The sequence below is a fragment of the Pedobacter westerhofensis genome (assembly GCF_900182595.1).
GTDB lineage: Bacteria > Bacteroidota > Bacteroidia > Sphingobacteriales > Sphingobacteriaceae > Pedobacter > Pedobacter westerhofensis.
Map to the genome: position 1 here is coordinate 146,989 of NZ_FXTN01000006.1, position 13,199 is coordinate 160,187.

The following is a 13,199-nucleotide window of genomic DNA, read 5'->3' on the forward strand; positions in this document are numbered from 1 at the left end:
TTTACATTGTTTTAACTGAAACGTACGTTTCAAATTTGTTTAAAAAAAATATTTATTATTGAATTGATTTCACGGGGTCTCTTAGAATGGTTTTTAAATGTTGTTGACTTTGTCCTCTTTCAAAATGGATCAAGTGAATTTCATGGTGCATTCCTGATTTGACCAGACTATTTTCAGTTGCGAAGTCTTGCAGAATAGGCAATGTCTCCAATTCCCCTGCAAGAGGCCCTAAGTGCATTAGCTGAACAGATTTTCCCGCAGTATAAGTGAATCGCTTAAATTCAGTGGCAAAAGAAATATCATTACTTTTTGCAGCAGTTGTTTTAATGTCGTCTTCTGTAACAAAATCCGGAATAAGTACTACGATCCTATAATGGAGCAAGTCTAAATCTACTGTAGTATAAAAATTTCCAATATCTACGAATCCTTCTTTGTCGTCAAACCAATAAAAAATCTCGACAATATCATTTTTAAATGATTTCTGCGTTCCTTTAAACTGATCTTGAAGTTGAATGATGAATTCAAGTATTGCTTTTTTCTTTTGGTAAAAAATGTTTGTTCCTGGACTTCCGCTTCCAAGAATGGATAAATAGGTGTGTTCTCCGATTTCTACTATTTCTGGCTGTGTTTTGGCGGAGTAATAACCGCTTAATTCGTTTGGAATGTCTATCATATGCATAATAAGAAAGTTTTTTTAGTAAAAAATTATTTTTATTGCCCCATTAGTACCGCTACTGTTTTCTTAATTCTTATCTTTTCCAGATGAATGAATGTATTGTAAAGATACAAAAAGATCTGAAACATACATTTCAGAATTATTTATTTTAAGTCATTTTCGAAAATCCGCTTTTTCATTCTGCTCAACGAGGGATTCTTGATTCCCAGAAAGGAAGCGATATGAAAGGACGCTACCCGTTGCACAATATTCGGGTGATCTTTTAGCAGATTGAGGTAACGCTGTTCGTGGGAGAGAAACAACAGATCCTCCGCTCGTCCCTGAGCGTGATTAAAAAAATGTTCGGCAAGAATTCTCCCAAATCGTTCCCAGGCTTTATGGTCCCGGTAGAGATTTTGTAAATCGACGTAGGGAACATATAGAATCTCTGCATCCTCCAAGGCTTCGATATAATAGTTACAGGGATATTGATAAATGAAACTCCGAAAGGAAACAATAAACTGACCTTCAGAAAAAAAGAATATGTTTTTTTCTTCGTCTTTTTCCGGATCATAGTAATAAACACGGAAAATACCTTTGACCACAATTCCGAGGTCTTTACATACAACGTTTTGTTTGTTGTAAAAATTTCCTTTGGGAATTTCCCGTTTCCGCCAAAGGGGGAGACTAACAGAAACATCAGCTTCCGTTAGTCCTGCAAATGGCGTTACAACATCTTGCAAGTAGCTTGCTATATCTATTTTCATATTCAACGGTTTAAATACTCTAACGTTTTATCGACGTGGGCATCGCCGTTTAGAAAACCCCGGTATTTGAAAGCCACTTTTCCCTGTTCGTCCACTACGAAAGTTTCCCGACCTGTAAGGAACAATACATTTTTGATCCCGAAGGACTTCAATACTTTATTATCGGGATCACTTAACAACGTAAAATTCAGGCTATGGTGCTCGGCGAATTGCTTATGGCTATTTACGCTACCAGAATTAATACCGATGACCATCGCACCTTTATCTTCAAAATATTTGTAACTGTCCCGGAAAGCACAGGCCTCTTTGGTACAAACCCCGCTTTCATCTTTCGGGTAAAAATAGATAACTAACTTCTTACCTCGGTAATCTTGAATATTAATCTGCTTACCGTCTTGATTTTCTAGTACAAACGCTGGAATTGTATCGCCAACGTCTATTGTTGTTTTTCTTTTTGTGCTCATCATTTTAATCTTTCGCAATGATTTCAAGGAGGGATGTCAGTTCGGTTGGTTTTGAAATGAACGGACTGTGGCCCGTATTAATAGTGAATGTCTTTGTGATACCTGCATCTGCTGCCATTTGCTTTTGAAAAGGATAGCTGATGGCATTGTCTTCTGTGGTAAACACATAGTATTTTTTTCCAGCAGCAGTGTAGTTTTCGGTCGTGTAGTTTAGCGGTGTAGCAAGCGGAATAACAGGTTCGGCTCTGTAACGGTCCAGAACAAATTGCTTTTGTTTGTCAGTGCCGTCCTGAATAAACACTTTTAGGAAGTTGATGTCTGGATTAGCAACCCCGGCTAATGTTTGATCTGCATTAAACTCCAATACCGGTCCTAAAAGCGAAGCTCTATCCAGACCTGCGTAGTCCAAAACGCTTTTTCCTGTTTGAGGGATAAATCCAGCCACATAAACCAGCTTAGCAATTTTAGCAGGCACTTGAGTAGCCGCTTGTGTAATAACAGCACCTCCTAAACTATGTCCTATTAAGATCACTGGTTCATTAAATGAATCAATGGCAGCTTTTACCTGATCTACGTATCCAGAAAAACTTAGTTCACTAACAGGAGTATTATCATTCCCGTGTCCTTTCAGATTGACTGCTATAACCTGATAGCCTTGAGCGGTTAAATTGGTTTTTACTTCTTCCCATGCGTAAGATGCCTGCCAGGCTCCGTGTACCAATACAACCGGTGCCTTTCCATCTTCCATATTTGCATCATCATCTTTGGAGCAGGATGGAAAAATGATTACACTCATTAAGATTAGGCCTATCATTGAGAATAGCCCGATTACATTTCTTGTCTTGTTTTTAACTGTATTCATTATTTATGTTTTTTAATAAAGATCAAAATTCAGGATAAGTCAGCAGACAGTTTTTCACTTAAGTTAACTTTATAAAAATTTTATGATTGATTTGCATCAATCCTCCATATTGTTGTAAAAGTTGATAGAAGCAAGAGCCTTTGCCTACTTGCTATTCTATACATAATGGGGTCGGATAAGTCATTCTCATTAGTTCAGAAAGCTTTTTTTATAGTCAGAAGGAGACAATGACGTTTTACTTTTAAACAGCTTATTGAATGACTGAGGATGTTCAAAACCTAACTGATAGGCAATTTCGGCAGTAGTTAATTCATCTTTTGCAAGATATTCTTTAGCTTTTTCGATCACTTTTTCATGGATGAACTGTTGTGTATTCAAACCAATTAGATTTCTCAACAGATCGCTTAGGTAACGGGGTGTGATATTCAGGTTTTCTGCAACCGCATTAACAGAAGGCAATCCTTTTATTAACGACTTTTCTTCATTAAAATAAACCTCCAGATGCTGTTCCAGTTTTGCAAGAAGATCATTGTTCACTGCCTTTCGAGTTAGGAACTGACGGTCATAAAATCGATTGGCATAATTGAGCAGCAACTCAATTTGTGAAATGATTACATCCTGACTGAATTTATCAATACGCTCGTTCAGTTCATCCTGGATGAACCTATAGATGCTTAGAATTGTTGTTTTTTCTTTCTCTGACAGATATAACGCCTCGGCAGCAGAATAACTGAAATAGCCATATTGTTTGATAATCGAATTTAGTGAATAGGACCGAAGAAAATCCGGATGAATATGAAGTGTCATACCGCTATAATCAGCTTCCTCATCCTGCATTTTCAACAGCTGCCCGGGAGCTATGAAAGACATGCCGCCTTCTTCAAAATCGTAGAATCCCTGACCATATTTGAGCTTGCCGGAAAAACTTGTTTTGAACGAGATTTTATAAAAGTTTAGGATTATTCCCTGTTCAAAATCTTTGGGATCAAAATGCGCTTCTCCGTAATTCATTATACTGATCAGCGGATGTGATGGAGCTGGCTGCCCCATAGCTTTATGCAACTGGGATAAGGAATTGAATATAACTGGCTGTTTTTTCATTGTATGCGAATTTAATTAATCTATCAAAAGCAACCCTGCCAGAATTTAAATCAGATTATGGCAGGGATAGTTAACCTAAAATAGAAACTGGGTACGTATTTTTTCGAATTGTCCTTCCGGTGTTAATTCAAGATGATCGGCGTATAAAGCAATAGCATTATTACCGGCAACATATCTTAGCTGATCTTTTTTGTCCGTCGCCGCATTATAAATTATTTGAGCTACGTCTTCTGCTTTGGTGTAATTAGCAATCTGTTCGGCACTGTAACCTTCACTAACTTTGGCTACAAGGTTTTGATAGGCTTCATGTATTGCTCCTTCCATGGATCTTCCAGCAAAATCAGTCTGCATACCACCGGGCGCTACTACTTTTACTTTGACTCCAAATTGGGCAAGCTCATAAGCAAGGCCTTCAGAAAGACCATCCACGGCAAACTTGGTTGCATTGTAAATTGAACATGTTGGGTATCCTATTAGCCCAAATGTAGAAGTAATATTGATGAACACTCCGTTTTTCTTTTTTCTAAAATATGGGATGAATGCTCTGGTAACATTGATTACACCTAATAGATTGGTATCTATTTGCATTTGGATCTGTTCATCGCTGAAAGCTTCGAGTGGTCCGATTAAACCATAGCCTGCATTGTTCACCACTACATCTATTGAATGCATGCTTAGGATTTCCGCCACCGTTCTTCTGATCTGTGCTGCGTCTGTTACATCCAGTGGCAGCACCGTTACATTTGGAAGTTCCGTTAATTCTTTTTCGTTTTCGGGTTTGCGCATGGTGGCAATTACATGCCAGCCAGAGGCCTGAAATAATTTAGCGGTTGCTTTTCCCAGTCCGGATGAGGCTCCGGTAATAAAAATAGTTTTCATTAGAAATATAGTCTGCTAATTTGTTGAAATTGTTCCTGTTGTCCGAGTTTTTCGCGGTCACTTGCTATTTTCTGAGCATCCGGTCCTGCTATATAGCGTAATTGAGATTTGTTATCAGTTGCAGCTTCAAAAACCACTTTAGCCACATCTTCGGGTGATGAAAAGTGAACTTCAGTACTACCATCTTCAAATCCGGCAATCATCTTGTTCCATAATGGTGAATAGGGTTCACTTTCAACGTATGCTAACGATCGCCCTGCATAATCAGTAGCCATTCCTCCGGGAGCAATGGTTTTTAAACGAATACCGAATTGATTTACTTCATAATTAACAGCTTCGCTCCAACCTTCCAACGCAAATTTGGTAGCACTATAAACAGAAGCCAATGGATTGGCCGCTATCCCCGCTGCAGATGTCGTAGTCAGCAGGATTCCTTTCTTTTGATGCTTTCTGAAATAGGTAATAAAAGGCTGTGCTACTCTGAGAACACCGATAAAGTTGGTTTCAATTTGCCGGCGGATATCCTCATCCGAATACGCTTCAAAGCCACCAACCATACCATATCCTGCGTTGTTGAACACTACATCCACATCAAATTGATTTAATACTTCATCAATTGTAGATCTTACCTGAGTTGCGTCGGTAACGTCTAAAGCATATAGAAATACATTATCAAGCTGACTTAATTCTTTCTCGGTGGCCGGGTTACGCATGGTGGCAATCACATTCCATCCATTTGTTTGAAATAGTTTAGCTGCTACTTTGCCTAACCCAGATGAAGCTCCGGTAATAAAAATTGTTTTCTTTTCCATTTTGTTAAGTTTTAATTCTTCTGTTTTCGCTTATACAAATGTCTGGTTCAATTTTCCTGACTGATTAGCCGAAATGACGTATGTTGTAGCCATAATGGTATTATAACAGCAGTTTATAAATACATCTTACACAGCAACCAAGGATTTCGAATGAAGCTCAGGAATGAAGCGGAGCCAGGTAAAACAAATACGTTCTAAATGGTTGTAAGTCTCGCATACCCTGTTTGCAAAACCTATACGATCATCCGGTAACATCTCACTATCCAGCAGATTATCTGTTATGATTAAATATTCATCGCCGTCAATAGAATTCTTCAATAGCCGATGGGCTTCAATAACCGATGTCCCGTATAATTTTGTGAACCTGCCTACGTGGTACTCAGCAAGGGGCCCATAATGAGCGATCATTTTCAGGCTGAGCTTAAGTTCAATGCCTGTCTCACGCGACAATTTGGATAATTCAATGCTAAATCGATGCTGCATGGTGCTAAATTGTGCCAGAACTTCTTCAGAAGATAACCTTTTGCCCAGCTTGTAGAAAAGAATAGCGTCGCCTTCGATCTCTGAAACTTTCAGCCCCAGAATGTTGCAGTCCAGTAATACCGTTAGCAATCTGGAGATTACATATTTGCCGGTGCCGATATCAGTGTCGTGTACAAATTTTGTAAATCCACTGATATCCGGAATGAGCAGACTGCCTTGGTTTAAACTGGCAAAATTAGAAGTTTCACTTCCAATGCCTGGGAAGTTGTTGTATTGCTGATATTTCATGAGGTGCGTATTAAGTAGTATTACTTTTTATTTCCTTTATAGGATTAATACAAAGGTGTAATGAAGCGGCCTGCCGCATGTTGCCGAAATGCTGTTCCCTGTAGCCGAAATGGAGCATCAGTGATATAAATTAGGAAGATGTATGCCATAATACCACCCTCGATTTGGCCATATTTCCTGGTGAATGAGGGTGGTAAATTTATTTTTACTCTTTAGCTTAAATGTTTTTATACGGGTCCGTATGCGCTTGCCTGCCCACCGTCAATTGCGATAATCTGCCCGTTTACGTATGAACAGTCTTCGCTTAAAAGAAACGCAACCACTTTCGCAACCTCTTCAGGCTGGCCCAGTCGTTTAGCGGGGTTCTTTTGTGAGGCTTCTATTTCCGCGGCTTTGGGATTATCGGGGTTCATGATGAGAAAAGCCTCCTCTACCATTGGTGTGTAAATAAACCCGGGCGCAATGGCATTGGTAACAACCCCATCTTTGGCATATTCAATTGCAGCAACTTTTGTTAATCCTGCCACTGCATGTTTAGTGGCCACATAAGCGGTTCTGTCAACTGCACCTAGTAATCCGGCTACAGAAGATACGTTTACAATCCTGCCATAACCCTGCTTCTGCATAACCGGAATCACATAACGTAATCCGTAATGTATTCCCAGCAAATTGATGTCAATTACCTTTTTAAACAGCTCAGTATCGTAATCAATTAATTTTGTCTGCCCACCTTCAATCCCTGCATTGTTGTAAAATCCATCGATCCGGCCGAAAGCGTTAATTGTTTCCCCGACATAGTTTTTTACCGCTGCTTCATCTGAAACATCAGCAATAATAGTGATCAGTTCTATCTCAGGAAACGATTCAACAATCGCAGCTTTTGCTTCCTGCAAGGCAGCTTCGTTAAGGTCTACTAGTGCAAGGTGAGCTCCTTGTGATGCAGCTTCCTTCGCAGCCGCTAGTCCAAGTCCCATTGCTGCCCCTGTGATCACAATTGTTTTTTCTTTAAGTGTACTCATGGTAATTTTTGTTAGTTAATCTTCTTATAATTATTTCCAGCCGCCACCAACTGATCTGTACAATTCAACTGACGCGTCCAGCTGCGCGCGTTTTAGTTCTGCTGATTGCAGCTGACTTTGCAATACATTCGATTGTGCGGTAATCACTTCAAGGTAATTGGCCATTCCATTCCTGAAAAGGAGCCCTGCGTTTGTTGTGGCTTGTTTTAGCGTCTCTGTTCGCTGATCAGCGACAGACCGCTGTTGTGCTAATTTATCAATCCTAACCAATGCATCTGACACTTCTCCAACGGCGGTCAGAACCTGCTGACGGAACAAGATCACCGATTTTTTCCGCTCGATTACAGCGAGTTCATATTGAGTTCTTAATCGCCGTTTTTGAAACAATGGCTGAGTAAGATTACCTATGGAATTTCCGAACAGTGATGCAGGGAGCGTGAACCAGTTGCTTGCACGGAAGGAATTAACGCCTCCCTGGGCAGTAATAGTCAGTGCAGGGTACATATTGGCCTTATTTAAACCAACCTGTGCATTCGCTCTGTCAATTTCCAGCTCCGCACTTTTAACATCAGGACGCATATTCAACAGTGCAGCAGGAATTCCTGCACTGATGTGTTTCAAGGGGAAAAACTGATCCAGTGAAGCCGCACGCTGAACCGGTCCTGGTACTTTACCCACTAGGAGACTGACGGCATTTTCCTGTACGATGATATCCTGTTCAAAGCGGGGTAATAACTGCGCAGCAGCTAATTGCTGCGCCTGTGCTTGCTGGACAGCTAAAGAGGTTACCTGTCCGGCATCATACTGTAACTGTATAATCCGTAGCGTACTGTCATTAAGGGCAACGTTTTCCCTGGCAATTCTAACCTGAGCATCTAGCATCAGCAAATTATAATAACCCCGCGATATATCCGAAACAAGCTGTGTCTGGATGGCTTTTCTTGCTTCGGTTGTTTGGAGAAAAACCGCCAGCGCATCCGATTTTTGATTCCGGACTTTACCCCAGATATCAGCTTCCCAGGAGAGGGTAGCAGCAGCTGTATAATCTTCTATATGCTTATTATCTAAAAACTGACTTAGCGTCAGGCCATTTAGACTATTGTCTGAAGGGCGGCTGGTTGTGCCCGTTACTGCCAGGTTAATGGTGGGCAACTGGCCGACCCTTGCCTGCTTCAATAACTTTTGAGCGGCATCGATGTTTCGGATCGCAATCTGGAGATCATTATTTCTTATTAGCGCGGTATCAATCAGCACTTTAAGATAACTTTCCTGCAAAAATTCTCCTAAGGGTAACGATGCAACTGAAGTCGTATCGCTTGATTGGGAACCGCGATAACTTGCAGGAAGTATATCCGATGGCTTGGGAATATCCCGGGAGACCTTACAGGAACTCACCGCAATCAGAATGCCGGTCAATAAATAGGTAGTTGGCTGTTTTATAAATGCGTTTGTTTTCATTTTACTAATGATTGGTCTGGTGCTTTAAATGTACTTCAGGTGCTGGCAGGGCATATAATGCCTCTTCATCAGGATCCAGGTCCGTAGGGATCCCAGTGAACCGTTCCTGCAATCCCTGGAAAATCACGAACAACACCGGAATAATTAAAAGGCCAAGCAGAACGCCTGCAGCCATGCCGCCGGCAGCGCCGATACTGATCGAGTGGTTACCCTGAGCCGATGGTCCGGATGCAAACATCATCGGAATCAAACCGGCAACAAACGCTGCCGAGGTCATAATAATTGGTCTGATCCTTGCCTTAGCAGCGTCAATTGCAGCATCAAGAATGCTTTCTCCGTTCTTTCGCCGCTGTAAAGCAAACTCTACAATCAAAATTGCGTTTTTAGCGAGCAGGCCAATCAGCATGATCAGCGCTACCTGCACATAAATATTGTTTTCGATGCCCACAAGCCCGATGGTGGCAAAAACACCGAAAATACCGGTGGGGATAGAAAGCATCACCGCAAATGGCAAGATATAACTCTCGTATTGGGCCGAGAGCAGGAAGTAAACGAACACCAGACACAGGACAAAGATAATGGTAGACTGTCCGCCGGAAGCGATTTCCTCCTTAGTGATACCACTAAACGCATAGCTGTATCCGGTTGGAAGTTTGCTTGCGGCGACCTCTTTTACGGCATTAATCGCATCACCGGTGCTAAAGCCGGGTTTTGGCATGGCATTGATCTTCATCGAATTGAACAGGTTATACCTGGAAGCCGTTTCTGTACCGTAAACCCTTTTAAGTTTAACCAGGGTACTTATCGGAACACTTTCACCGGTATTGTTCTTGACGTATACGCCATTTATGGCTGATTGATCCGTTCTGTCAGCTTTATCAGCCTGTACCATTACTCTGTAATACCGCCCGAAGCGATTAAAGTCGGATGCCTGAGTAGAGCCGAAGTAGGTCTGCATAGTTTGGAGTATATCCTTGGTACTTACGCCAAGCTGATCTGCTTTAACATCATCAACTTCTAGCTCTAATTGCGGATAGTCAGCGCGGAAGGTAGTAAAAGCAAGAGCGATCTCTGGCCGTTTCATCAATTCAGTGATAAACTGGTTACCAACTGTACCAAATTTTGCCAACTGACCACTGCCGGTTTTATCCTGCAAAACAAAATCAAGTCCATCAATATTGCTGAACCCAGGTACAGTCGGAAAAGTAAATACAAAGCAATCTGCTGTTTTGATGGCTGCAAGCTTACTTTGGATAATGCCCACAATCTCATTAATATCCTTTACTGGTCCACGATCTTTTCGAGGCTTAAGTAGCACGAAGGTAATATTGGCAGAAGGGCTGCCGGTGAAGGTCAGTAAATCAAAACCACTGGTCGTACTGAGCACCCGCAGGTAGGGTTCATGGAGCAGGATCTTTTCGATCTCTTTAGCGACCTTCACATTTCTATCAAGCGATGCGCCTGGCGGAAGTGATACAGACACTGCGATAAAGCCCTGATCTTCTGAAGGGATAAAACCGGTTTTGGTGCGGTTCATCAGCACACCTGTAGCTAAAATCAATATGGCCAGCCCTGCCAGGCTTATCCATTTATGGCCTATAAGGAACCGCAAACTATTACTATAGCGGTTAGTCATCTTGTCAAAGCTGGTATTAAACCCCTTAAAGAATCTTCCGGCAAAGCCTTTGCGGTGTGAGCCTTCCTCTTCCATGTGGACATTCTTGAGAAATAATGCAGCCAAGGCAGGACTTAGGGTAAGCGCGTTTACAGCTGAAATCACGATAGCGATGGCCATGGTAAAAGCGAATTGCCGGTAAAAGACGCCAGTGGATCCCTTTAAAAATCCCACCGGCAGGAACACCGCTGCCATGATAAGCGTAATGGCTATGATCGCGCCTGAAATTTCATGCATGGCTTTGATAGTAGCTTGCTTTGCAGGAAGGTGGTCATGTTCCATTTTTGAATGAACCGCCTCGACGACGACAATCGCATCATCAACTACAATTCCTATAGCCAGCACGAGTGCAAAAAGCGTCAGCAAGTTAACCGTGAAACCAAATAAATTCATGAAAAAGAAGGTACCAAGTATTGCCACCGGTACTGCAATTGCTGGTATCAGGGTAGAGCGGAAATCCTGAAGGAATAAGTAAACAACAATAAATACCAGAATAAATGCTTCAATCAGTGTATGTTTTACCTGGGTAATAGATTCATCAAGTGCATCTTTCGTGTTGTAAAGAACGATGTATTTAATTCCTTTTGGGAAATCTTTTGCTGCCTTGTCCATAACCTCCAGAATTTTTATTTGAATTTCATTGGAGTTTGAACCGGACAACTGGAAAATGCCAATCATAAATCCGGTCTTACCATTAATGGATGTACTGCTTCCATAGGTATAGGAGCCGAATTCAATCCGTGCTACATCTCTAAGGCGAAGCACTGAACCATCTGCATTTGCTCTGATCACTATATTTTCGTAATCTTCAGGCTTATTTAATTTCCCTTTATATTTGATGATATATTCGAATGCTTCTGAACTGCTTTCTCCGAGTCGTCCTGGTGCTGCCTCTAAATTTTTATCCTGAATGACAGCCGTAATCTCTTTAGGTGTTACGTTATAGCTGGCCATTTGCTGAGGCTTTAGCCAAACCCGCATAGAATAATCTTTATTACCTCCAAGCATAGAAACAGCACCTACGCCTTCAATCCGTTTAATTTCGGGAATGATGTTAATCTGCGCGTAATTGACCAGGAAGGTGTAATCATACTTACTGGTATCGTCTGTGATCAGATCGATTGACATTATATTACTATTCTGCTGCTTTGTGGTGGTAATACCTTGCTGGATAACCTCGGGGGGTAACTGGCTTTGCGCCTGTGATACCCGGTTTTGTACGTTGACTGCGGCCTGGTCGGCATCAGTACCGAGTTTGAAGTAAACGCTGATTACAAGGATACCATCATTACTGGCCGTAGAGTTCATGTACATCATATTCTCCACGCCATTGATAGATTCTTCCAGAGATGGCGCTACCGATCTTAATAAAGTTTCTGCATTTGCTCCCGGATAGGTAGCCGTTACCTGGATTGCAGGAGGAGCGATATCAGGGAATTGCTCAAGTGGTAACTGGGTCAACCCTAGTATACCCAGGATCACTAGTAGCACGGATATGACCGTCGCGAGCACCGGCCGCTGTATGAATTTTTTAATCATGATAATTTATTTATTGTTTTCGTTAGCGGCTAACGGAATATTCGTTATGCTTTGTGGTTTGATTTGGTCACCTTCTTTCAAATGTTCAATGCCGGAGGCCACGATTTTGGTACCTGCCTTAATTCCGCTGCTGACCAAATATTTATCCCCGCTTTTACCGGTTATAATAATTGGCTGCCTGCTAACCTTATTACTATCATCTACTGCAAAGACAAATGTTTTATCCTGCAATTCAATGGTAGACTCCTGGGGAATTAAAGTTGTGTTTTCATGGATCAGACTTAGGCGAACTTTTCCTGTATTGCCTGATCGCAGCATCATATCAGGGTTGCCAAAAGTGGCCCTTAAAGTCACGGCACCAGTATTTTTATCGAACTGCCCGTCTACCATATCAATCCGGCCTGGCAGATTATAGACACTGTTGTCGGCAAGAACCAGCCTGGCCGCTGGCAGGTTTTTTAACTTTTCATCCAACGTTGCACCTTTGTACAGCTTTTTAAAGCTAATGAAGTCACTTTCGCTCAGTGAAAAATATACACGGACTTCATGAATATCAGAAAGCAGAGTAAGCGGCGCGGGATCATTCGAAGTAACCAGACTACCCATTCTTTTGTTCAGCCTGCCGATATAGCCACTTACTGGTGCCTTTAGCTTCGTATACTCCAGATCTATCTGCGCTGTTCTGACGTTCGCACGGGCCTGTTCTATATTTCCTTCCGCCGTCTCCCTTGCTGAAAACGCTGTTTTTAACTGGTAGCTTGATATGACCTTATTTTGAACAAGCGGGGTAAGTTTATCAATTTCCAGTTTGGCATTGGACAACGCTCCTTCAGATGCATGAAGACTGGCTTTCGCGCTGTTTAATCGTTCTTTGAATGGACGGTCATCAAGTTGAAACAGCAGCTGACCTTTCTGTACATATGTACCTTCATCAACAAAAACCTGCTGAATTTTACCGTCCACCTGTGGGCGTACTTCAACATTTATTAATCCCTCAATAGCTGCAGGATATTCCTTAAATGTGGTTACTGTATCGGCCCTGACGGTCGTAACCGGCAGTTCTTTAACAGCGGAGAGCTGAAGTGGTTGGCCCTCGCTGCATCCCCAGAATAGGGCAACTAATATCAGGGGAGCGATTCGTTGTTTACCAACTAGAGGAAAAAGGTGTTTATCGAGGTTAGATCTGAAAATTGACAT

Annotated in this window: 12 protein-coding genes; all 12 read right to left on the reverse strand. The window is 41.8% G+C overall.

The annotated features are described in order from the left end of the window. Window positions 1–55: 55 nt before the first annotated feature. On the reverse strand, window positions 56–673 hold the full coding sequence (locus FN831_RS13115; RefSeq protein WP_185960471.1) for a hypothetical protein: 618 nt from the start codon (window positions 671–673) through the stop codon (window positions 56–58). Between the two features lie 146 nt (window positions 674–819). Then, window positions 820–1,422, reverse strand: a complete 603-nt coding sequence (locus FN831_RS13120; protein WP_142528634.1) for a Crp/Fnr family transcriptional regulator — start codon at window positions 1,420–1,422, stop codon at window positions 820–822. A 2-nt stretch (window positions 1,423–1,424) separates the two neighbouring features. Then, window positions 1,425–1,886: a peroxiredoxin gene (locus FN831_RS13125; RefSeq protein WP_142528837.1), complete on the reverse strand. Its 462-nt coding sequence runs from the start codon at window positions 1,884–1,886 to the stop codon at window positions 1,425–1,427. Window positions 1,887–1,890: 4 nt separating this feature from the next. Then, on the reverse strand, window positions 1,891–2,748 hold the full coding sequence (locus FN831_RS13130) for an alpha/beta fold hydrolase (protein ID WP_142528635.1): 858 nt from the start codon (window positions 2,746–2,748) through the stop codon (window positions 1,891–1,893). A 189-nt stretch (window positions 2,749–2,937) separates the two neighbouring features. Then, on the reverse strand, window positions 2,938–3,849 hold the full coding sequence (locus FN831_RS13135; RefSeq protein ID WP_142528636.1) for a helix-turn-helix domain-containing protein: 912 nt from the start codon (window positions 3,847–3,849) through the stop codon (window positions 2,938–2,940). Between the two features lie 75 nt (window positions 3,850–3,924). Then, window positions 3,925–4,728 (reverse strand): SDR family oxidoreductase, encoded by an 804-nt coding sequence (locus FN831_RS13140; protein WP_142528637.1) that lies wholly within the window; start codon window positions 4,726–4,728, stop codon window positions 3,925–3,927. Beyond that, window positions 4,728–5,540 (reverse strand): SDR family oxidoreductase, encoded by an 813-nt coding sequence (locus FN831_RS13145; protein WP_142528638.1) that lies wholly within the window; start codon window positions 5,538–5,540, stop codon window positions 4,728–4,730. Before FN831_RS13145 ends, FN831_RS13140 begins: the two co-directional genes overlap by 1 nt. Before the next feature lie 126 nt (window positions 5,541–5,666). Then, window positions 5,667–6,311: a DUF2652 domain-containing protein gene (locus FN831_RS13150; protein ID WP_142528639.1), complete on the reverse strand. Its 645-nt coding sequence runs from the start codon at window positions 6,309–6,311 to the stop codon at window positions 5,667–5,669. Between the two features lie 227 nt (window positions 6,312–6,538). Then, window positions 6,539–7,330 (reverse strand): SDR family oxidoreductase, encoded by a 792-nt coding sequence (locus tag FN831_RS13155; RefSeq protein WP_142528640.1) that lies wholly within the window; start codon window positions 7,328–7,330, stop codon window positions 6,539–6,541. 30 nt (window positions 7,331–7,360) lie between these two features. Continuing rightward, window positions 7,361–8,788 carry an efflux transporter outer membrane subunit gene (locus FN831_RS13160; RefSeq protein ID WP_185960472.1) on the reverse strand — a complete coding sequence of 476 codons (1,428 nt, stop codon included), beginning with the start codon at window positions 8,786–8,788 and terminating at the stop codon, window positions 7,361–7,363. A 4-nt stretch (window positions 8,789–8,792) separates the two neighbouring features. Further along, a complete protein-coding gene (locus tag FN831_RS13165) occupies window positions 8,793–12,002 on the reverse strand; it encodes an efflux RND transporter permease subunit (RefSeq protein WP_142528641.1) in 3,210 nt (1,069 codons plus the stop codon). Between the two features lie 6 nt (window positions 12,003–12,008). Beyond that, complete coding sequence (locus FN831_RS13170; RefSeq protein WP_142528642.1) at window positions 12,009–13,199, reverse strand: efflux RND transporter periplasmic adaptor subunit; 1,191 nt, start codon at window positions 13,197–13,199, stop codon at window positions 12,009–12,011.